This is a genomic window from Roseovarius sp. (assembly GCF_048262375.1).
Taxonomy (GTDB): Bacteria; Pseudomonadota; Alphaproteobacteria; order Rhodobacterales; family Rhodobacteraceae; genus Roseovarius.
In genome coordinates this window covers 213,187-233,348 of record NZ_JBLXFE010000004.1, presented here as the reverse complement: position 1 = coordinate 233,348, position 20,162 = coordinate 213,187, and the positions used below count along the sequence as shown (strand labels likewise).

Sequence of the window (20,162 nt, the reverse complement as noted above, 5' to 3'; positions counted from 1 at the left end):
GTGATGCTGGATGCTTCCCCACGTGACGAGACCCTTTTAGAGGTCAATAATATCGAGGTGATCTACAATCACGTCATTCTCGTGCTCAAGGGGGTCAGCCTCAACGTGCCCAAAGGCGGCATCACGGCGCTATTGGGCGGCAATGGTGCTGGTAAGACGACGACGCTCAAGGCGATCTCCAACCTGTTGAAATCCGAGCGCGGCGAGGTGACAAAGGGCACCATCACCTATCGCGGGGAGCGGGTGCAAGATCTGGTGCCTTCGGATCTGGTCAAGAAAGGCGTGGTACAGGTGATGGAAGGGCGGCATTGCTTTGAGCATCTGACCGTTGAAGAGAACCTGCTGACCGGCGCCTATACGCGCGACGCAAGCCGTGGCGAGATCGACGCAGATCTGAACATGGTTTATGACTATTTTCCGCGCCTCAAGGAGCGGCGCAAGTCACAGGCGGGCTATACCTCGGGCGGCGAGCAGCAGATGGTAGCGATCGGTCGCGCTTTGATGTCGCGCCCAGAGACCATTTTGTTGGATGAACCCAGCATGGGCCTTGCGCCCCAATTGGTGGAACAGATTTTCAACATTGTGAAATCGCTCAATGAGGATCAGGGGTATACCTTCCTGCTTGCCGAACAGAACACCAACGTAGCGCTGCGATTTGCCCATTACGGTTATATTCTTGAATCGGGCCGGGTTGTGATGGATGGCGATGCCAAAAGCTTGCGCGAGAACCCGGACGTCAAGGAGTTCTATCTGGGTATGTCTGATGAAGGGCGTAAATCGTTCCGGGATGTGCGCAGCTATCGCCGCCGTAAGCGTTGGCTGGCGTGACGCGAGTAATCCCGTTTGCACGACATCGCGCCAAAGGATGATGGCATGACCCAATATTTCGACCCGTTGGAAACCCGTAGCCCAGAAGCACGTTCCGAGGCTTTGGCCCAAACGTTGCCCGAACAGATTGCCCGTGCTCAGGGTTTGACCGGATATGCCGGAACGCTGGATGGGTTTCAGGCGGCGCGGATCACCGAGGTGGGGGATCTGGCGCGTCTGCCGGTGCTGCGCAAATCTGACATGGGACGTGCGCAGGGCAATATGGCCCCCTTTGGTGGGCTAACGAGCCGTGCCGCACATGATTTTTCCCATATCTTTCAGTCGCCGGGACCCATCTATGAGCCCGGTGGCACGTCCCTTGACTGGTGGCGTATGGGGCGTTTTCTGCATGCCTGCGGCGTGGGTCGGGGCGACATCGTGCAGAACTGTTTTTCCTATCATCTGGTGCCTGCTGGCATGATCTTTGAGAATGGCGCCCGCGCCGTCGGCGCGGCAGTTCTGCCCGCTGGTACGGGGCAGACTGAATTGCAGGCGCGTGCGGCACATGATGTTGGCATCACTGCCTATGCCGGGACGCCGGATTATCTAAAGGTCATTCTCGACAAGGCCGAAGAGATGGGGCTGCCACTCAGGATCACCAAGGCGGCAGTTGGCGGAGGCGCGCTATTCCCGTCGTTGCGCGCGGAATATGCTGATCGCGGTATCACCTGTTTGCAATGTTATGCCACTGCCGATCTGGGCAATATCGCCTATGAAAGCGCAGCAATGGAGGGGATGATCGTCGATGAGGGCGTTATCGTTGAGATCGTGACCCCAGGCACCGGCAATCCGGTCGCGCCCGGAGAGGTGGGAGAGGTTGTGGTTACGACCCTCAACCCTGACTATCCCCTCATCCGATTTGCCACCGGAGACCTCAGCGCGGTTATGGCTGGGCCAAGCCCCTGTGGGCGCACCAATATGCGTATCAAGGGCTGGATGGGCCGGGCCGATCAGACGACCAAGATCAAGGGTATGTTCGTGCGCCCCGAACAGGTGGCCGCCCTTGTGGCGCGGCACGACAGCATCGCGCGCGCGCGCGTGATCGCCAGTCGCGAGGGCGAGACCGACGTGATGACTGTGCGGATCGAGGCTGAAGGCGGTGAGGCAGAGCAATTCGCCGGATCGGTCACTGAAACGCTCAAGCTCAAGGGGCGGATCGAGATCGTACCGCCGGGAAGTTTGCCCAACGATGGCAAAGTGATTGAGGATCTGCGCAGCTACGACTGAGGGTACCGAAATCTTGAAAAGATTTCGGGCCGCGATCTTTTCAAGATCGCGGTTGCCCGCATGCGTTCAGGAAAATCGATTGGCGTTATAAGGAGCAAGGTCGATATTCGGACGTTTGCCGCTCAGGAGGTCGGCCAAGATGCGGCCTGTCTTGGGGCCCGCAGTCAGGCCAATATGCTGGTGGCCGAACGCGGCATGCACACCTGTTTGCCCAATCTCGCCAATCAGCGGCAGGCTGTCGGGGGTAGAGGGCCTAAACCCCATCCATTCCTCAACACCGTCATACGTCAGGTCTGGAAAGACCCGCGCCGTGCCTTGGCGAATTAGATTGAGGGGTGCACGGGATGGTCCCTTGTCTATGCTGCCCAGTTCAACCGTGCCAGCGCAGCGCAGGCCATGTGACATAGGGTTTACGGCGAATTTGCTGCGGGCGATCATCATCGGGTTGCGTGGGATCTGTGAGGGGCCCACGAAATGCAGGTGATAACCGCGCTCGGCCTCCAAAGGCACGTTCATGCCAAGCTTGCGCATCAGAGGCTTGGACCAGATTCCGGCCGCCAGCACGGCGGTATCGCAGGGCATCGACCCGCGATCAGTCTCGACGCCGACGATCCGACCATCTGTCAGAGTGATGTCACGCACCTCGGCCTGCATGTAATGCCCACCCTCATCCTGTAGGACTGCCGCCAGATCCGCCATATAGGCCCCGGGGTTAAGGATATGGCCATGGCCCTTGAGTGTGGCCAGACATCGGATTGCTGGGCCAAGCATCGGTTCTGCCTCTTGCACCGCTCCCCCCTCCAGCAGCTCGGGCACATACCCAGCCTCGCGCTTGAGCGCCCAGCCATAGGCGTCGGCCTCAAAATCCGCGCGGCTCTCATAAGCATAGCTGAAATCGCTTGAGGTTACCCATTTCTCAGCCCGAGTGCCGCGTGTGAGCGCAAGATGTTGATCGAGGCTGTCGCCTATAATGGCCGTGAGTCCAGTCACCATGCGACGGGTGTCGGTATCATTGGCATTGGCCGCGAATTTCATCAGCCAAGGCAGCAGGCGCGGGAAATAGGACCATTGCACAAAAAGCGGCTTGCGCGGATTGAGCGCGTATTTCAACCCTGTTGCGATAACGCCGGGCGTGTTGACTGGCACGATGGCCCATTGCGCCAAGAGCCCGGCATTGCCAAAAGATGCGCCAGCACCCGGTCCATCCTTGTCGAGCAATGTAACTTCATGGCCCCCGCGGCGCAGCCAAATGGCCGCGCTCAATCCGCAGATGCCCGCGCCGATGACGATGATTTTGCCCGACATGATGTGCTATCCCCGATGGAGTTGGGTGGCACGTTGCGCAACGCGGCGTAGGAATGCAAGGGCTGTGCTTAGCTCTTCTTTGGCTTTTCGCCCACCGCGCCGCCGGCTGATTGCCAGCCCTTGAAGCCGTCGTCGATATGGCTGACGTTTGCCAATCCCATCTCGTGCGCGGTGCGCGCGGACAGGGCAGAGCGCCAGCCGGACGCGCAATAGAACACGAAACGGTTGCCGCTCTGAAATTGCGGTTTGGCGTAAGGGGATTCTGGGTCGATCCAGAACTCCAACATGCCGCGTGGGCAGTGGAACGCGCCTGGGATCATGCCATCGCGTTCCAATTCACGCGGGTCGCGCAAATCGACAAATGTCACGCCCTCTGCGCCATATAAATCCAGCATCTCTGCGGCTGGCGCGTGGGGGATAACCGCATTCGCCTCTGCCACCATGTCCTTGATCCGTTTCACCTGCTTATCCTTCACTGTCTGCTTGCAAGGCAGGCTAGCGTCCTCGGCGATGAATGAAAACCCGGCGCGGCTTGACTTTGGGCCTTGCTTGGATCAGGGCTGCGCGCGACGGAGGGTCAGGTATGAGCGACACGGAAAAAAAACCTAACCGCCAGCAGGTCTATACGCTGCTGGTCGAAATTGGCCGCAAGACAGGCGATGGTTTGCCGGACAAGGCCACGGGGGCCGCTCTCATGATATACGCCTCGGGTGTAGACGAGGCCGAAGCGGTGCGTGAAACCGTTGCAATCCTGAAACAGGCCGATTGCGCGCCGCTTGACGTGTCTGGCTATGGCACTTTGGCCGAGCGCGAAGCCGAAGGTCACGACATTTCCGAGGACGAACGTGCGTTGATGCAACGCGCTCTGGATGAAAATTCTGTCATTGTCGCGCAGATGACGCCATTTTTTGACTAATCGGGCACCGCGCTTGCAGATCTTGCCGGAGGTGCACTGAGCGGCGAACTGATCGGGCGAGCGGCTGATCTGCGGCCAAGTGAAGCAACGCCGACGTTGTTTCCCTAGCGTAAACTCTACCAAGGGTCGCGCTGGTTTGCCTGTGTGGCGTGTTCGCTCAATTTATTGGTGTGTCATTGTGCATGTTTCTGACATTGTTGCCAAATGGCGTGTGACGCGGAATAAAATTCCGTTTCCCATCTGTCGTTTGGAACGTATTAGAGTGGTAATTGATTTCTCCAAAGTTTGGACCCAAGTCACTAGAGTTGATAATGTGGGCTCTGCCCTATTAGATATCGTGTGGTTTTAAAGTAACGAAAAGGCAGCAGTTCTAATGACAGAACAGGCCACAATCGAAAGCGGCGCGATGGCCGGCAGGCGCCGCCGCCAGTTGTCCTTTGCCTTTGTCCGGCTTGGGTTGGTGTTCTCGTCGGGCTGGATGGCGCTCACGGGGCTAATCGGTGAGCTGGAGGTCTTTTTGATCGCGGCCCTTGCTTTTGGCGGTTTTGCCTTTGTGACTTTGTTCAAGAACCGCTTGCCGCTGGCTTTGATCAATACCTGCTGGCTGACGACGACCAATGTTGCGATCTTTCTCGGGGCCTGCGTTGTGCATGCCGACGGGCATGTCGACATCATGCTGATTCCGATGGTGGGTTTCCCATTTGCCGTTTTTTCGATCTATCGGGATAAGCTCCTTATTGCCGCGACGGAGGCATTGCCCATCGTTTTGTGGGGCACTTGGTTTTTTTGGCGCGATTCCTGGTCTCCTGTCATCGATGAGGTTACGGCCACGCAGTTTTATGCGCCGATGGCGGCCTTGACGGCGTTCAGCATCATTGTCTATCCCGTGTTCTTTTTCGCTGTCGTTTCGGCGCGGCAATCCATGGAAATCAAACGTGCGCGGAGCGATGCCGAGCAATCGAGCCGCGCTAAGACTGCACTGCTTTCAGGTATCAGCCATGAAATGCGCACGCCTCTGAATGCCGTGATCGGTTTGGCAGATTTGTTGCGGGATGACGCGCAACGCAATGGCGATGCACGACAGGTCGACTATGCTAACCGCATCATGGAGGCAGGAGCGACCCTGTTGGCGACGGTGGATAAGACGGTGCATTTTGCCGATATCGCCACGCGGCGCGCAGTGGTGACGCTTGCGCCGGTGCGTCTATCAGAGGTGGTTGATAAGGTTGCGGCATCCTACCAAGGTGAGGCGAAGCGCGAGGGGGTTACACTTCAGGTCGACGATATCTCAGGCACCGTGCTTGCAGATCGTACCTTATGCGAGAATGCATTGGGGCAGTTGGTGGAAAACGGCGTGCGCTACTGTGGTGCGGGCGGTACTGTCTCGATACGGGTCAGTAATGTGCGGCCCGGCTATCACCGTATCGTTGTCGCGGATAATGGCCCCGGATTTGGCGCGGTCGATCCGGAACTGGCCTTTGCGCCGTTTGAGCGTCTTGGGCACGCCACAGGTACCACTTTTGGGGCGGGGATGGGCCTCGCGCTCGCCCGGATCAAGGCCGAGGCTATGTCCGGTTCCGCCGGGATAGATTTCGACATTCCAAGCGGCGCGCAGGTCTGGATCGAATTGCCGGCCGCGTTTGATGAGGTCACGTCATAAGACATCTTCAGGCTGCGCGGTTCATCGCCAGAGTGATTGCTTCATAAGGTTTGAGCACCGGCCAGATCGGGCGAGGATGTTCGGGCAGGCGGGCACGGTCGAATTCGGCTAGAACACTGGCCTGAAGTAAATCAGCATTGCGCCGAAGCCGTCCGATGTAAAGGCTCTCGGTGCGAGTGCCTGCCACGATGATCTCTTCGTGCCCAGGCAAGAGCAGGTGATGATAGCTGATAATGTCAGGGGCTTCGACGTAGAGCGCTGAGAAGCCGTTGACCAAATGGCGCGCCGGAACCAGAACGGCTTCGCACCCGAACAGATATTCTACCTCGGAGCCGCGGATCACCAGCCTTTGTTGTGGTGAGACAACGATGTCATGCCGAAGGCCGAAGTAGGGGGCCCGCAGGCGAACGGGGCGGAAACTGCCCATGGCGGGCACGCGCCGCGCAACGGTCTGCAGAACCGGCACAATCCCCCCCTCGTCCGTATCCACCAAGTCGCCACGCCTGAGTTGACCCGCTGGCACATAGCCGCGCGGGGTGTAGACCGGCACGCCTTCGGTCAAGCCGGGCATCGGGCCAATTGGCTCAATCCGGTTCGAGAGCGCGACAAAGATGACATCGGGGTCCAATTGCCGTTGTCGTGGATCGGTAAGCAGCGTGCGTAAGTCCGCAAGTGGCATCGGATGTGGCGGTGGGAGCGCGATGCTGTGTACGCGGTCCATCTCTGGTCGCTCCAGCGAAAGCCGCCCCCACCGGGCCGGTGCATCCCACGAATAGGTCAGGCGCAGGGTGTCTGTGCGGTCATCGGCATGGTATGGCAAGGTGGCATGACGCACGTCACCGGCCTGTGTCTCGATCAGGACGATCCCACCATTCGGCAATGCTTGAATGGAAAACCCCCCACTCCAGGGATGACTGCGGCTGAAGGCCAATAATGTTTGAGGGCGGCCCTCGGATGACAGGCGGGTCTCAATCATGAGGGTGCCGCGTGACATCAGGGCGCAATCATGCGGCGGGGGCGCATTTGATTGCGTTGCCTCTAGCCCGCCCATGGCGAACCGTCCGCCGGTCTGATCGGAGATGCCAATCCACCCCATCGATCAGGCCGCGAGTCCCTGCGCCGCCAAGAGCCTTGCCTCATGGCTCTTGAGGGTGTTGCGCTTGGCGGGACTATAGCCTGCGCCAGTTTCTGGATCAAATTCCGGGAAAAGTGCACAAATTTCAGCGGCGATCTCTGCCTCGAAATTTTGGGCGGTCTGTGGTCCGGGCAAGAAAATTTCCGTGGTTAAACCCTCGGAGAACACCAGCTGATGCCGATCAAATAGGATATGGACGTAGTCGACCATACCTCCCTCTAGATGGCGCACCGAGCGATCATTGGCCAGTTCGCGGGCGGCTACAAGCACCTCGTGTTCGCCAAAGAGCAACTCTGCCAGGCTGTCGCAGATCAGCACCCGGTGCAATGGTGACAAAAGCAATTCGCGGTGTCGCCCGAACGTTCCGGCTGCAATGTGGATCGGGGCGAATGCGCCCATTGCCGCCACCCGCCTTCGCCCAATCCACCGCAATGGCTGCGGACCTTCGTCTTGCGTAATCACCAGATCGCTGGGCTGCAGCGATTCTACGGTCTCTTCGCCAACTGACGTACGGATCAATGTGCCTGCGACAAAGCAGGGCACGGAATTGACCGTGACAAAGCCTACATCGGTTTGGCCTGTGCTGCTCTGCTCCTCATAGGTGAAGTTGAAAACTTCAGAATCGCCATTGCCGATCACCTTGATGGTGCCATCGGCGTTCAACTGATTTTGCTCACCGGAATTCAGGATAACGATATCCCCAGCCACCACATCCTTGCCGTTTATTTGCGTGATGGTCAGCGTCATGGTGACGGTAAAGCCGTCTATTTCAGTGTTGAATTGGTCCTGCGAATTGTTGATGAAGAGGTTGCCGTTGGATCCTGCATTGAGGTTATTGAGGTCGATGTCTCCATCGCTGACGCTGAGTGGAACGAGACTGCCATTGATCCAGACGCCAAAGAAATCCTGAAACGCTGCCGCAGAGAATTCGGGATATTCTTCGGAGGTAAAGACGAATTGCATCGTCATCACATCTCCGGTGGGTATAAAATCCACATCAAGGTAAGAGGCATCAAATGTCTTCGCACCTGCGGCGGCGTTGAAATCGGCGACCCCATTTGGTCCACTGGAAGATGTTGTCGTGCTGGCGTTCTGGTTTGACTGAAATATATTGCTGTTGGTGACCCCGCGTAGATCGCCAGTTGATAACATCACGCCTGTGTCGCTGGGAACTATGCCGGGAGAAATCGCCTCGCCGTTACTGTAGATGCCTGATGAATTGCGGTCTCCGGTATAAGAGGCCCCTATCACCTGGACCCCATCGTCAAATATAGTCTCTGCCATCTCAACCGCAGAGGCATTCCGATCAATGGGAATTTCTACGTCTGCAACCATTTTACTGCCCGCCCCGATGTCAGAGGCTTCGCATTCATTAACCCAGACGCTCAATTAGACCGCCCGATTCCGGATGCAAATGCGCATGTTCATTGCCTGTAATGCGCTTTGCAGCTCGAATGTCGCGGGCCTGCTGTCCTTTGCGGATCTGGCGGCCCTGACGTGGTATGTATGCCCTGCCTCGGGTTCTTTTTATATCCTTTCGGATAGCAAACAATTTCTGGATTGTTAAGTTTTATTCTCTGAAGTTGTCTCTGCCGTTGCGATCTGTTGCGCGCGCGCTCCTGCTGCTGTCTGGTTTGCGCTCGGATGCGATCCGCGCTACGCCTCTGGAAAACCCGACTGACAGGAAATGATCCATGCCACATACGCCACTCGACCCCGCCCGACTGACTGTCGATCTCATCCGTTGCGCCTCTGTCACGCCAGAAGAAGGGGGTGCCTTGCAGGTGTTGCAAAAGGTGCTGACCGAAGCGGGTTTTTTCTGCACTCGCGTGGATCGCGGAGGGGTTGCCAATCTGTTTGCACGTTGGGGGGAAAAGAGAGCCGCCCGCAGCTTTGGTTTCAACGGTCACACGGATGTCGTGCCGGTCGGTGATGTTGCGGCTTGGTCCGTACCCCCGTTTGACGGGGTTGAAAAGGATGGCATGCTCTGGGGACGTGGAGCCACCGATATGAAATCCGGCGTGGCGGCTTTTGTTGCAGCGGCTGTGGATTTTGTGCGTGACACGCCTCCGGACGGTGCTGTGATCCTGACAATCACCGGGGATGAAGAGGGCGATGCAGTGGACGGCACGGTGGCCCTGTTGGATTGGATGGAAGGCAATGGTGAACGCATGACTGCCTGTCTGGTGGGGGAGCCCACCTGTCCTGAACGCATGGGGGAGATGATCAAGATTGGGCGACGCGGCTCTCTGTCGGCATGGTTCACGCTGACGGGGGTGCAGGGCCATTCCGCCTACCCACACCGGGCTAAAAATCCGCTCCCCGCCATGGCGCGGTTGATGGATCGGCTTGCCTCACACACCCTTGACGAGGGCACTGCGCATTTTGACCCCTCTACACTGGCGGTTGTGACAATCGATACCGGCAATCCGGCTGTCAATGTGATTCCCGCACAATGTCGCGCCACCGTCAACATCCGGTTCAACGATGCGCATGACAGCGCGAAGCTGATGGATTGGATGCAACGTGAGCTGGACAAGGTGAGTGAGGAATTCGGCGTGAGCGGTGAAATGCAGGTCAAGGTTTCCGGCGAGAGCTTTTTGACGCCGCCGGGAGCGCTCTCTGATCTGGTTGCACATGCGGTGGAGACGGAAACCGGCGTCGTGCCTGTGCTCTCGACGACAGGTGGCACCTCAGATGCGCGCTTCGTAAAGGAGCATTGCCCAGTGGTGGAGTTTGGCCTTGTGGGGCAGAACATGCATCAGGTGGATGAGCGGGTCGAGGTAGCGCAAATCCATCAGCTCAAGGCGATTTACGCGCGAATTCTGCGCGATTTCTTTGCCTGATCGATCGCGATGCGCAGATACCTCGTAGTTATGGTCAAGGAACCGCGTCCCGGTCGGGTCAAGACGCGGCTCGGGCGCGATATTGGCATAGTGGCGGCCGCTTGGTGGTTTCGGCATCAGGTCACGCGTCTGTTACGTCAGATCGAGGATCCACGTTGGCAGGTGGTGCTTGCCGTTTCGCCTGACCGAGCTGGGCTGCTCAGCCGGGTTTGGCCAGCGCATTTACCGCGTGTTGCGCAAAAGGCCGGGGATCTGGGGGACCGGATGGGGCGGATCTTGCGCGGGATGCCGCCCGGTCCGGTCTGTATTATTGGCGCGGACATACCGGGCGTAACCCGGAGACATATCGCAAAGGCTTTCGCGGCGCTTGGGCCCAATGATGCCGTTTTAGGTCCTGCCCTTGACGGCGGCTATTGGCTGGTCGGATTGAAACGATCACGCGCCATCCCTGCCACCCTCTTTGCGGGCGTGCGCTGGTCAACTGCGCATGCGTTAAGTGACACGATCAACACCCTAGGCGGTGCACGCATTGGGTTGGTCGATACCTTGCAGGATGTGGATGCAGCGCGTGATCTGAAGGACACCAAATCCCACAGCGTTTGAGTTTCCCGCTAAGATAGTCGAAACGCTGTAGGATATTGGAACCGCTTTAGCGTTTGCGATCGCGGCGGCTGCTCATGGGCTGGAATGCGACACCGACATGGGCCTCACAATAGGGCTTGCCAGATTGCACAGGTAGACCGCAAAACCAGAAATCCGGCGTGGCGGGATCGCCCACAGGCCATTTACAGGTGCGCTCGGTCAACTCCATCAGCGTCAGCTTTTTGGCCTTCTTCTCGACCTCGCTTACCTTTGCCAAGGCTTCGGGGTCAATTTCATTGGCGGAGGGTTGCGGGGGCAAGGGTTGGCCAGCAGGGATGATCGCCTTGACCCGGCTGACCGGGGCTACAGGCAGAGGATCGTTCGCAGCCTCAGGCTTGGCTTCCACCTTGGTTGCAGGCTTAGGGCTTGGTTTGGGTTGCGGGGCCTCGGCCGCCTTGGGCGCCGAGGGCTTGGCCTTGGAATCAGGGGTGCTGGGGGCCGCTGTCGCGGTTGAGCCTGTCCCGTTGCGATTGGACAGTCCAAGGCGATGGACCTTGCCTATAACCGCATTGCGGGTCACGCCGCCCAACTCCTTTGCGATCTGGCTTGCGGACTGACCCTCGCCCCACATCTTCTTCAGCAATTCAACGCGTTCGTCGTTCCAGGACATCGGGGTTTCCTTCGGTCAAAAGGCGGACCGGGCCCCGGGCCCGCCGCCTTGCAAATCTGATCAAGGCCCTATTCTAGTCACTGGCGTGTGAGTTACAAGGCATCGAATCGTGGGCAGGGTGCCCGACGTCGGAGAAACATCCGGAAAAGAGCCTAAAACTGCGGAAACAGGGAGTGGCAAATGACAGATCACGCAAAACGCGGCGGTATGCCTACACCGGCGGTAATGGGCGCGCGGCGATTTGGACGGGTCAACTGGCTGGGCTTGGCGACCCTTGCCGAACGCGAAACACGCCGCTTTATGGCTGTGTGGACCCAGACGATTATGGCTCCTCTGGTCACGGCCGGTCTTTTTCTGCTGATCTTCAGTATCGCTATAGGACCAACACGCGGTGATGTGATGGGAGTGCCGTTCACCACGTTCATTGCGCCGGGTATCCTGATGATGACCGTCATTCAGAACGCCTTTGCCAATACATCGTCGTCGATCGTGATTTCCAAGGTGCAGGGCAACATTGTTGATACGCTGATGCCGCCTCTCTCCGCGGGAGAGTTGGTTTTGGGGTATCTGGCCGGGGGGATCGGGCGCGGACTGTTGGTTGCCGTCGCGATTTGGCTTGGGCTATGGATTTTCCTTGGGATTGGTCTTGCGTACCCGCTCTGGGCGCTGTGCTTTGTGCTGCTCGGGGCGGGGTTTCTGAGCGGGATTGGCATCGTTGCAGGAATTTTTGCCAACAAGTTTGATCAGATGGCTGCGATTACCAATTTTATCGTAACCCCCTTGGCGTTCCTTTCAGGCACCTTCTATTCGGTCGAGGCCCTGCCGCCGGTGCTCTATTCGATCACCCATTTCAACCCGATTTTCTATTTGATCGATGGGGCTCGATATGGCGTTATCGGAGTGTCTGACAGTGATCCCATGCTTGGGCTTGCGGTGGGGGCTGGGTCAACGCTGGTGATTTGCCTGATTGCTTGGCGTATGCTGGCCACGGGTTATCGGCTTAAGGCCTGAGCCATGCTGGGTTGGACGGGAAAGCGGATCATCCGGCAAAGAGCAGAAGTGGCAAGACGCCGATCAAGGTAGAGAAAAGCCCCGCGTCATCTCCGCCGCTCTCGGCGTCTGACTCGAGAGGGGGATTTCCCAGATTACTTTCTGGTTCTTCTGGCGGGATTATCGGCAGGTCCAGATCGTCGTCTCTTTGATCCGGTCCTCCGCTAATGTTCAGCACGTCCTCTGTGTAGGATGGGTCAAACATCTCGATCACGAGAATTTCCCGAGGTGCGAGATCGCTTATCAAAACGCCATCACTGAATAACGCGCCTGTGTTCTCCTCTGTCACCTGCGGTTCTGCGGTGGTGGTTGTAGGGTTCTCTCCCGGTGCCACCCCGAGGCGCGTGATCGAAACCAGCCCGGCATCTGTCACCAGATTGTTGAAGTCGACGATCTGTTCCTCGGTTTCATTTGAGGTTGAGGCGAGGAATGTCACAAGGCGGTTATCAGCAAAAAATACATGAACATCCGCAGTCACGCCCTCAAGTTCTGTTTCGCGACCTTGGCTGCCATCGAGGGAGAGCGGGCGCGTGCCAGGCAGGGTTTTGTTCATTAACCGGAACATTTCCCCGGCTACGCGCATATCTGCTTCACCCTCGACGCCGGCGAGCGCTGTGCGGCTGTTCAACTGAACAGCCCAGACATGGGCTGCGTCGACGCCACCCCATTCAAAGGCCTCAACAATGTTGAGCATCTCATGCGCCTGTTTCAGCCCGAATTCGTCATTGCGGGTCTCCCCGACCGAGCGCTTGAGGTTCCATTCCGTGGCATAAACGCTCAGTTCGGGCATTTCTTCGAGCCATGTGTCCTTGATCTGCGACAGTTCGAAATATCGGCTGCCCGGAACGTCTTCACCGCGCGAGTAGATGTGTGCGACGACCCCATCAATGGCGTCGCGTTCCGTTTCGGTGTCGAACTGACTCATGATGATTGCGTTATTAACCTTGGTCCACGCGACCTCGCCCGAGGAATAAATGTATTTGCTGCCGGAAAGTGAAAGATCAAAGGTCTGGCTCGCAGCGGCAAGTTGCTGTTCTGCCGTGCCGTCAAACATCTCGGACAGGTCAGAAGCCCCAATATTGGCCCCCATCTGAACGAGAATATCCGTCGCGGCAAAACTATCGGCATTTGGTTGCCGGGACAGTTCGTCATTGACGATCACAGCCATCTTTGTGGCGACGCGACCATATTCAACGGCATTCATCTCGCCGCTGCCCCAGTATTCGTTTCCAATTTCAAAGGCTTGAATTTCCGGGGTGGTCCCGAATTTTCCCTCCGCCACATCCCTTATGAATTGTCGGACTCCATCTTCGTCAACAGCGGCTAAACGATTTCCACTCGCGTCAGTCTCTTCGCTCAGAAATTCACGGGTTGGCAACACAATGGTCAGGGCCATGACCACCTCGCTGGCGTAGGCGAACATTTCAGTAAGGGGGAGCAGGACTTCTGACGTGTCAGATGGACCCTGTTCGCCTGTCAGACGATCTGCTTCATAAATGCAGGCGCAACTCTCGGTGAGGGCGCCACCGGGATAACGAAGAAACGTGATGTTGAGTGCCGCAGCCGTGTCATCAAAGGTGCCATTCTCTCCAACGATATCACTGGTAGCAAGAAGGTTTCCGCCAAAATGAGCGCTGGAATAAGGGGTCGCGGCGATGTCCGAAATCGACAATTGGAATGTCATGACAAGCCTCCGATCAGTTCACACCAATTACCTCGCTCGTTTCTCAGCGCTACGAAATCTATCTTAGGTTATTAAACTGATTCATAAAACAACTATAAGTTGCTTTACTCAAAAAGAGATACCATCTGCCGAAAATATGAGCACTACACATGCGTTATTCTAAGAGTTCGGCTCGCAATGCGGATCGTATGCGGTTACGCACAGGCATTCGCATTGAAGCGGAGGCCCGTCCCGGGCCGGCCCGCCACCAGAAATGTCAGCGGCAAACCTGCTCAGCCCGCTGAGCATAGGTACTATAGGCCTCCCAAAACCGCTCGTCGCCGGAGCGTTTGGATTGCCGGATATCCTGAGCGGCCTGTGGATCGCGATAAAAACGAACGGCCCGGCGCTGCTGTGTTCCGCTCATCGTGTCGTTTGCAACCGCCTGAATACATCCGCAGAGGGTGCGTGTTCGTGCCTTGCGGTCGGATTGCATGCAGGCCGTGCTGATCGGGCCAGTGGCCATCGGCACACTGCCGGTATCGCCACGAAACCCATTGGCCCCGCCACAACCAGTCAGTGCCAAAACCGCACTCAGCATCATCCATCGCTTCATTGCCTGTGCCTCTGCTATTTTTACTCTGCCCTTTTCCGGGCCTTTGTTGTGCAGGGATGTTTGCCTGAAAATAGCGGAATTTTCAATTCACAACATTGCCTGAGACTGCGACAGTTGTTGCAGGTCACTTGTGCCAACCCCGAACCGCAGGAGCCATTTAATATGGAGTTTTCGTTCTCCAATCTGATCTTTTTGACGTTTCTCGTCCTGATGTTGCAACCGCTGTTGACGGGGCGGCTATTTGCCTTTCGCCGTGAGCAAGCAATCCGTGCAATCCAGCGGCGGCGCAAAAGCCGGGTGATCACAATGATTCATCGTCAGGAGAAGCGTAGTATCTTTGGGTTCAACATGACGAACATGATCGGGCTGGAGGATGCCCAATCCATTATCTCTGCGATTAAAACGACACCGCATGACACCCCCATTGACATCGTGCTTCATACGCCCGGTGGTTTGGTCCTGGCTGCCATGCAGATCGCCCGCGCGGTCGAGGCCCATCCAGCCAAGGTGACGGTGTTTGTGCCGATCTATGCAATGTCCGGCGGGACGCTGATTGCTCTTGCTGCCGATGAGATCGTGATGGGAGAGTTCTCTATGTTGGGGCCGATTGATCCGCAGATCATGGGTGTGTCTGCGGCCTCGATCCTCGCCGCTCGAGACGCCAAACCGATTGCACATGTTTCAGATGTCACACTTGTGTTGGCTGACATCAGTGACAAGGCCATCCGTCAGGTCAAGCGTGGTGCCATCGAGTTGATGTCGCCGCGCATGGAACAAGCCAAGGCCGAGGCACTGGCCGAAACGCTTGCGTCGGGAATATGGACGCATGATTATGCTTTGACGGCCACTGAAGCCGCTGAACTGGGGCTGCCCATCCAAGTTGGCCTGCCGACAGAGGTGCTCGACCTGATGAAACTCTATCCCGCGCCGATCAAACAGTCGGCGGTCGAGTTTCTACCGTTTGATCCGCCGGTGCGCCGCGGTTGACGTCACGTCTTCTTTTTGGCCTTCTTGGTCTTTTTGTCCGAGGCTGACTTGCCCGCCTTCTTGACCTTGCCCTTCTTGGATTGCTTACCCTCAGTCGCCTTTATCTTGCTCTTGGCCTTGTCTTTTTTGGCCTTTGCTTTGCTTGCTTTTTTCGACTTTGACTTCTCTTTCGCAGGCTTTGACGTCTCTGCTGCTTTAACCTCTGCCTTGGAGGCTTTCTCAGCGATGTCGTCCTTGTGTTCGGGTATTGCCAAGAGTGTCTTGGCCATAGCGATGAAGTTCTGTGCACGCCGTTCGGAAATTCCGCGCACTTGAATAAGACTGCCCGCTTTGGCGCTGCTCAGTTGCTCTGTCGTGGTGATTCCTATGTTGGCGAGGCCTGTGGCTATTGAGGGGCCGATACCGGAAATATCATTCAAGTTTGACATGTTGTAGTTCCTGTCGAGTAAACTGTTGTCAGTTGCGACCTGTTCCTTGGATGCGGAGGATCAACTGATTGTCTTTGTGATCTTTTTTAGTGCATGATCCGTTTGGCATCTAGGCCGTCAGCAATCAAGTTTTGATCCTATAGATCTATGCGATTCATATGCATCGTAAATAATCGTTGATGACCGCCGGACACACAAAAACGGCCCGCCAAAAGCGAGCCGTTTCAATCAGATAGTCATTTGCAGTGTTTAGGCAGCACTTCCTTGTAACGGAAGCACAGTCAACTCACCCTCTTGCCGAGCTTTGATGGCCAAGGCGGCGGCGTGGGATCCGGCCATGGTCGTGTAATAGGGGATTTTATCATAGAGCGCGACAGAGCGGATTTCGCGGCTGTCTTCGACCGCTTGAGTGCCCTCTGTGGTGTTCATCACAAGTGCAATCTGCCCGTCCTTGAGCATGTCCACGATGTTGGGACGGCCTTCATAGACTTTGTTCACGATCTCGCAGGCAATACCCGCCTCAGACATAAAGGCTGCTGTCCCGCGCGTGGCGATGATCTCGAACCCGAGGTCCACCAAAACCTGAGCGGCCTCAATCATCTGCGGTTGCTTATCCATGTCCTTGATCGAGATGAACACACGGCCGCTCTCGGGCAGGTCAACGCCTGCACCCATTTGCGCCTTGAGGAAGGCGCGCGGGAAGGACACATCCCAGCCCATCACTTCGCCGGTCGAACGCATTTCGGGCCCAAGGATCGTATCGACGCCGGGGAAGCGGGCAAAGGGCAGTACCGCCTCCTTGACCGAGAACCACGGCATGTTGGGATCGGCCAGTGTCATCTGATCGGCCATCGGCAGGGTGCCGGGCTTGGTGTCCTTGGGGTAGGGGCCGCGGAACGGGAACGCCTCCATTGCCTCGCCCGCCATCAGGCGCGCGGCGATCGACGCAATGGCGCTGTCAGTTGCCTTGGCGACGAAGGGCACGGTGCGGCTGGCGCGGGGATTGACTTCGATCAGATAGATGTCTTCGCCCTTGACCGCGAATTGCACATTCATCAGCCCCACAACATTAAGCGCCAACGCGAGCGCCTCAGTTTGTTTCTTGATCTCGGCAATGGTCGCCTCGCTCATGGAATAGGGGGGCAGCGAACAGGCGGAGTCGCCGGAATGCACGCCCGCCTCCTCGATATGCTGCATAATCCCGGCCACATGCACCCGCTTGCCATCGCAAAGTGCATCCACGTCGCATTCAATGGCCCCGGAAAGATAGCTGTCGAGCAGAACCGGGCTGTCGCCCGAGACCACGACAGCCTCGTTGATGTAGCGTTCCAGATGGGCCATATCGCGCACGATCTCCATCGCGCGGCCGCCGAGCACATAGGAAGGGCGAATAACCAGCGGGAACCCAATGTCTTCAGCAATGGCCAACGCCTGCGCATCGGTGCTGGCAATGCCGTTATGAGGTTGCTTTAGTCCCAGTTTGGTCACGAGCGCCTGAAAACGCTCACGATCTTCGGCCAGATCAATGGCGTCGGGCGTGGTGCCAAGGATCGGGATGCCTTCAGCCTCGAGTGAGCGCGCAAGTTTCAGCGGCGTTTGCCCGCCAAACTGCACGATCACGCCATGCAATGTGCCGTTCTCCTGCTCTTTGGTCAGGATTTCCATAACATGCTCAAAGGTCAACGGCTCAAAATAGAGCCGGTCCGAGGTGTCATAGTCGGTCGACACGGTCTCGGGGTTGCAGTTGATCATGATAGTTTCATAGCCGGCTTTGGACAGCGCAAAACAGGCATGACAACAGCAGTAATCGAATTCGATCCCTTGACCGATCCGGTTCGGACCACCGCCAAGAATAACGATCTTCTTGGCTTTCGAGGGGCGTGCCTCGCATTCGACCTCACCCATCATCGGGGCCTCGTAGGTGGAATACATATAGGGCGTCTGTGCCTCGAATTCTGCGGCGCAGGTATCGATCCGCTTGAACACGGCGCGCACACCCAGATTAACGCGCGCGCGGCGCACCTGAGCCTCGTCGCGGCCTGTCAGCTTGGCCAGACGGGCATCGGTAAAGCCTAGCATCTTGAGTTGCCGCAGGCCGTTCTCGTTCATAGGCAGCCCGTCGCGGCGGATGCGTTCTTCGGCCTCGACGATCTCGCGGATACGCGCGAGGAACCACGGATCAAAGGCGGTCGCGGCGTTGATCTCATCATCGCTCAGGCCGTGGCGCATCGCCTGCGCGATGGTACGCATCCGGTCGGGTGTGGCCACAGAGAGCGCACGGATCACGGCGGCCTTGTCGGGCGCGCCTTCGATCTCGACCTCGTCAAAGCCGGTAAGGCCGGTTTCCATCGACGCCAGAGCCTTTTGCAGGCTCTCATGGATGGTGCGGCCAATCGCCATCGCCTCGCCGACCGATTTCATTGCCGTGGTCAGATTGGGCTTGGCCCCCGGAAACTTCTCGAAGGCAAAGCGCGGGATTTTCGTCACGACATAATCGATGGTCGGCTCAAATGACGCGGGCGTGACTTTGGTGATGTCATTGTCCAACTCGTCGAGCGTATAGCCGACCGCCAGCTTGGCCGCGATTTTGGCAATCGGAAACCCGGTCGCCTTGGAAGCCAAAGCCGATGAGCGCGACACGCGGGGGTTCATCTCGATCACCACCATGCGCCCGTCTTCGGGGTTTACGGCCCATTGCACATTGGAGCCGCCGGTTTCCACCCCGATCTCGCGCAGAACGGCAATGCTGCCGTTGCGCATGATCTGGTATTCCTTGTCGGTCAGCGTCAGCGCCGGGGCCACGGTGATCGAATCGCCGGTATGCACGCCCATCGGATCGACGTTTTCGATCGCGCAGACGATGATCGCATTGTCTGCCTTGTCGCGGACCACTTCCATCTCGAACTCTTTCCAGCCCAAGAGGCTTTCGTCGATCAGGATCTGGCTGACGGGCGAGGCATCAAGCCCGGTCTTGCAGTAATGAATGTAATCGTCGCGATTATAGGCCACACCTCCGCCGGTGCCGCCAAGGGTAAAGGCCGGACGGATGATCGCGGGCAGGCCCACATAATCAATCGCCGCCATGCATTCTTCCATGTTGTTGGCGATGGTGGCCTTGGGGTTCTCGATCCCCAAACGATCCATCGCCTCGCGGAAGAGTTTGCGGTCTTCGGCCATTTCAATCGCTTGTCGATTGGCGCCGATCAATTCCACGCCGAATTTCTCCAGCACGCCCATATCCGCCACCGCAAGGGCGGTGTTCAGCCCGGTTTGGCCGCCCATTGTAGGCAGGAGCGCGTCGGGGCGTTCCCTTTCGATGATCCGGGCCACGACCTCTGGGGTGATTGGCTCGATATAGGTGGCGTCTGCCAGCTCTGGATCGGTCATGATCGTCGCGGGGTTTGAATTGACGAGGATCACCCGGTATCCCTCTTCGCGCAGTGCCTTGCAGGCCTGAGCGCCGGAATAATCGAATTCGCAGGCCTGTCCGATGATGATGGGCCCCGCTCCGATGATCATGATGGATGAAATATCGGTTCTTTTTGGCATATCGATCCCCGGGCAGCTGGAAGGGCAGGAGGGGCCGCCCCACCTGCGCAAATTGGTGGGGTTATAGCCATCACAGGCTTGGGTGCAAGGGGCAAACCCGCGCCTTGCTCAGGAGGTTTCGGGCAACTCTGCCGCATCTTCCAGAATGACCCGGTCGAGAGCGCCCATGCCGCTGCCGTCGCGTTGCAGATAGAGGATCAGCCGGTCTATCGAATGGCCGCGGAGCGCGTCTGCGGCAAAAGTCGAGAAGCCTGTCCCGATGCCTCTTGCCACGAACCGGTCCCGCGCCACCATCACCGCGCCAGAATATCCCTCGACCACAATCTGCGGCGCCCCGGTTTCGGACTGCCAGTCGAGTGAGATAAAGGTGAACGGGGTCTCGCGCAGGACCGCAATCGCGCCCCTTGCGTTCATTTCGCTCTCGACTTCATTGGGACCATCAGTGCCGTCACCAGATTTTGCCGCACTTGAGATCATGATGTCGCGGGTGACGATTCGGTATCCGTCTTCAGGCATCTCGACAGGGGCTTTGCCCTCGCCGGGACCTTCGAAACCGATGGACACCTGCCCGGCATGGGCGGCAGTGGCAGAGAGCCAGACGCAAACAACACAGCCGATCCATTGCCGCATTTTCAGGCCCTTTCTTGTCCATTGCTAAATC

General features: G+C 57.6%; 18 protein-coding genes. 8 read left to right on the top strand and 10 right to left on the bottom strand.

Translation table 11 applies throughout. The features are described from left to right. Positions 1 to 3: 3 nt before the first annotated feature. Together ACN0SW_RS06755 and ACN0SW_RS06750 are read left to right on the top strand one after the other, a co-directional pair. Positions 4 to 828, top strand: a complete 825-nt coding sequence (locus tag ACN0SW_RS06755) for an ABC transporter ATP-binding protein (RefSeq protein ID WP_417727150.1) — start codon at positions 4 to 6, stop codon at positions 826 to 828. Between the two features lie 45 nt (positions 829 to 873). Next, the gene (locus ACN0SW_RS06750; RefSeq protein WP_417727149.1) at positions 874 to 2,094 is read left to right on the top strand and encodes a phenylacetate--CoA ligase family protein; all 1,221 of its coding nucleotides are present in this window, start codon (positions 874 to 876) and stop codon (positions 2,092 to 2,094) included. Positions 2,095 to 2,160: 66 nt separating this feature from the next. Here ACN0SW_RS06750 and ACN0SW_RS06745 read toward each other — a convergent pair whose 3' ends face one another. Both ACN0SW_RS06745 and ACN0SW_RS06740 read right to left on the bottom strand, forming a co-directional pair. Then, positions 2,161 to 3,399 (bottom strand): NAD(P)/FAD-dependent oxidoreductase, encoded by a 1,239-nt coding sequence (locus tag ACN0SW_RS06745; RefSeq protein ID WP_417727148.1) that lies wholly within the window; start codon positions 3,397 to 3,399, stop codon positions 2,161 to 2,163. Positions 3,400 to 3,467: 68 nt separating this feature from the next. Then, on the bottom strand, positions 3,468 to 3,860 hold the full coding sequence (locus ACN0SW_RS06740) for a rhodanese-like domain-containing protein (protein WP_417727147.1): 393 nt from the start codon (positions 3,858 to 3,860) through the stop codon (positions 3,468 to 3,470). Positions 3,861 to 3,982: 122 nt separating this feature from the next. Here ACN0SW_RS06740 and ACN0SW_RS06735 point away from each other — a divergent pair, with 122 nt between their 5' ends. Further along, the gene (locus ACN0SW_RS06735) at positions 3,983 to 4,315 is read left to right on the top strand and encodes a hypothetical protein (protein WP_417727146.1); all 333 of its coding nucleotides are present in this window, start codon (positions 3,983 to 3,985) and stop codon (positions 4,313 to 4,315) included. 373 nt (positions 4,316 to 4,688) lie between these two features. After that, positions 4,689 to 5,975, top strand: coding sequence for a sensor histidine kinase (locus ACN0SW_RS06730; RefSeq protein ID WP_417727145.1), 1,287 nt, complete (start codon positions 4,689 to 4,691; stop codon positions 5,973 to 5,975). A 7-nt stretch (positions 5,976 to 5,982) separates the two neighbouring features. On the opposite strand, the gene ACN0SW_RS06725 is transcribed toward ACN0SW_RS06730, so the two are convergent. Continuing rightward, a complete protein-coding gene (locus tag ACN0SW_RS06725) occupies positions 5,983 to 7,071 on the bottom strand; it encodes a Hint domain-containing protein (protein ID WP_417727144.1) in 1,089 nt (362 codons plus the stop codon). Positions 7,072 to 7,074: 3 nt separating this feature from the next. Beyond that, positions 7,075 to 8,445 (bottom strand): Hint domain-containing protein, encoded by a 1,371-nt coding sequence (locus tag ACN0SW_RS06720; RefSeq protein WP_417727143.1) that lies wholly within the window; start codon positions 8,443 to 8,445, stop codon positions 7,075 to 7,077. A gap of 359 nt (positions 8,446 to 8,804) precedes the next feature. Between ACN0SW_RS06720 and dapE the strand changes: the two genes are divergently transcribed. Next, the gene (dapE, locus tag ACN0SW_RS06715) at positions 8,805 to 9,956 is read left to right on the top strand and encodes a succinyl-diaminopimelate desuccinylase (protein WP_417727142.1); all 1,152 of its coding nucleotides are present in this window, start codon (positions 8,805 to 8,807) and stop codon (positions 9,954 to 9,956) included. Positions 9,957 to 9,965: 9 nt separating this feature from the next. After that, a complete protein-coding gene (locus tag ACN0SW_RS06710) occupies positions 9,966 to 10,559 on the top strand; it encodes a TIGR04282 family arsenosugar biosynthesis glycosyltransferase (protein ID WP_417727141.1) in 594 nt (197 codons plus the stop codon). A 46-nt stretch (positions 10,560 to 10,605) separates the two neighbouring features. Here ACN0SW_RS06710 and ACN0SW_RS06705 read toward each other — a convergent pair whose 3' ends face one another. Beyond that, a complete protein-coding gene (locus tag ACN0SW_RS06705) occupies positions 10,606 to 11,208 on the bottom strand; it encodes a GcrA family cell cycle regulator (RefSeq protein WP_417727140.1) in 603 nt (200 codons plus the stop codon). A 180-nt stretch (positions 11,209 to 11,388) separates the two neighbouring features. Here ACN0SW_RS06705 and ACN0SW_RS06700 point away from each other — a divergent pair, with 180 nt between their 5' ends. Further along, a complete protein-coding gene (locus ACN0SW_RS06700) occupies positions 11,389 to 12,219 on the top strand; it encodes an ABC transporter permease (RefSeq protein WP_417727139.1) in 831 nt (276 codons plus the stop codon). Positions 12,220 to 12,247: 28 nt separating this feature from the next. Here ACN0SW_RS06700 and ACN0SW_RS06695 read toward each other — a convergent pair whose 3' ends face one another. Both ACN0SW_RS06695 and ACN0SW_RS06690 read right to left on the bottom strand, forming a co-directional pair. After that, positions 12,248 to 13,942, bottom strand: a complete 1,695-nt coding sequence (locus tag ACN0SW_RS06695) for a type I secretion protein (protein WP_417727138.1) — start codon at positions 13,940 to 13,942, stop codon at positions 12,248 to 12,250. 256 nt (positions 13,943 to 14,198) lie between these two features. Next, positions 14,199 to 14,537 (bottom strand): hypothetical protein, encoded by a 339-nt coding sequence (locus tag ACN0SW_RS06690; protein ID WP_417727137.1) that lies wholly within the window; start codon positions 14,535 to 14,537, stop codon positions 14,199 to 14,201. A 162-nt stretch (positions 14,538 to 14,699) separates the two neighbouring features. Between ACN0SW_RS06690 and ACN0SW_RS06685 the strand changes: the two genes are divergently transcribed. Then, complete coding sequence (locus ACN0SW_RS06685; protein WP_417727136.1) at positions 14,700 to 15,524, top strand: SDH family Clp fold serine proteinase; 825 nt, start codon at positions 14,700 to 14,702, stop codon at positions 15,522 to 15,524. Positions 15,525 to 15,526: 2 nt separating this feature from the next. On the opposite strand, the gene ACN0SW_RS06680 is transcribed toward ACN0SW_RS06685, so the two are convergent. The 3 genes from ACN0SW_RS06680 to ACN0SW_RS06670 form a co-directional block, all read right to left on the bottom strand. Next, positions 15,527 to 15,952, bottom strand: coding sequence for a helix-hairpin-helix domain-containing protein (locus ACN0SW_RS06680; protein ID WP_417727135.1), 426 nt, complete (start codon positions 15,950 to 15,952; stop codon positions 15,527 to 15,529). 249 nt (positions 15,953 to 16,201) lie between these two features. After that, complete coding sequence (gene carB / locus ACN0SW_RS06675) at positions 16,202 to 19,501, bottom strand: carbamoyl-phosphate synthase large subunit (protein ID WP_417727134.1); 3,300 nt, start codon at positions 19,499 to 19,501, stop codon at positions 16,202 to 16,204. 108 nt (positions 19,502 to 19,609) lie between these two features. Further along, positions 19,610 to 20,131, bottom strand: coding sequence for a hypothetical protein (locus ACN0SW_RS06670; protein WP_417727133.1), 522 nt, complete (start codon positions 20,129 to 20,131; stop codon positions 19,610 to 19,612). Positions 20,132 to 20,162 lie beyond the last annotated feature (31 nt).

Excerpts from the sequence above, each read along its gene's own strand:
- ACN0SW_RS06755 (WP_417727150.1), top strand. The coding sequence starts at position 4 with ATGCTGGATGCTTCCCCACGTGACGAGACCCTTTTAGAGGTCAATAAT.
- ACN0SW_RS06750 (WP_417727149.1), top strand. The coding sequence starts at position 874 with ATGACCCAATATTTCGACCCGTTGGAAACCCGTAGCCCAGAAGCACGT.
- ACN0SW_RS06745 (WP_417727148.1), bottom strand. The coding sequence starts at position 3,399 with ATGTCGGGCAAAATCATCGTCATCGGCGCGGGCATCTGCGGATTGAGC.
- ACN0SW_RS06735 (WP_417727146.1), top strand. The coding sequence starts at position 3,983 with ATGAGCGACACGGAAAAAAAACCTAACCGCCAGCAGGTCTATACGCTG.
- ACN0SW_RS06730 (WP_417727145.1), top strand. The coding sequence starts at position 4,689 with ATGACAGAACAGGCCACAATCGAAAGCGGCGCGATGGCCGGCAGGCGC.
- ACN0SW_RS06725 (WP_417727144.1), bottom strand. The coding sequence starts at position 7,071 with ATGGGGTGGATTGGCATCTCCGATCAGACCGGCGGACGGTTCGCCATG.
- ACN0SW_RS06720 (WP_417727143.1), bottom strand. The coding sequence starts at position 8,445 with ATGGTTGCAGACGTAGAAATTCCCATTGATCGGAATGCCTCTGCGGTT.
- dapE (WP_417727142.1), top strand. The coding sequence starts at position 8,805 with ATGCCACATACGCCACTCGACCCCGCCCGACTGACTGTCGATCTCATC.
- ACN0SW_RS06710 (WP_417727141.1), top strand. The coding sequence starts at position 9,966 with ATGCGCAGATACCTCGTAGTTATGGTCAAGGAACCGCGTCCCGGTCGG.
- ACN0SW_RS06705 (WP_417727140.1), bottom strand. The coding sequence starts at position 11,208 with ATGTCCTGGAACGACGAACGCGTTGAATTGCTGAAGAAGATGTGGGGC.
- ACN0SW_RS06700 (WP_417727139.1), top strand. The coding sequence starts at position 11,389 with ATGACAGATCACGCAAAACGCGGCGGTATGCCTACACCGGCGGTAATG.
- ACN0SW_RS06695 (WP_417727138.1), bottom strand. The coding sequence starts at position 13,942 with ATGACATTCCAATTGTCGATTTCGGACATCGCCGCGACCCCTTATTCC.
- ACN0SW_RS06690 (WP_417727137.1), bottom strand. The coding sequence starts at position 14,537 with ATGAAGCGATGGATGATGCTGAGTGCGGTTTTGGCACTGACTGGTTGT.
- ACN0SW_RS06685 (WP_417727136.1), top strand. The coding sequence starts at position 14,700 with ATGGAGTTTTCGTTCTCCAATCTGATCTTTTTGACGTTTCTCGTCCTG.
- ACN0SW_RS06680 (WP_417727135.1), bottom strand. The coding sequence starts at position 15,952 with ATGTCAAACTTGAATGATATTTCCGGTATCGGCCCCTCAATAGCCACA.
- carB (WP_417727134.1), bottom strand. The coding sequence starts at position 19,501 with ATGCCAAAAAGAACCGATATTTCATCCATCATGATCATCGGAGCGGGG.
- ACN0SW_RS06670 (WP_417727133.1), bottom strand. The coding sequence starts at position 20,131 with ATGCGGCAATGGATCGGCTGTGTTGTTTGCGTCTGGCTCTCTGCCACT.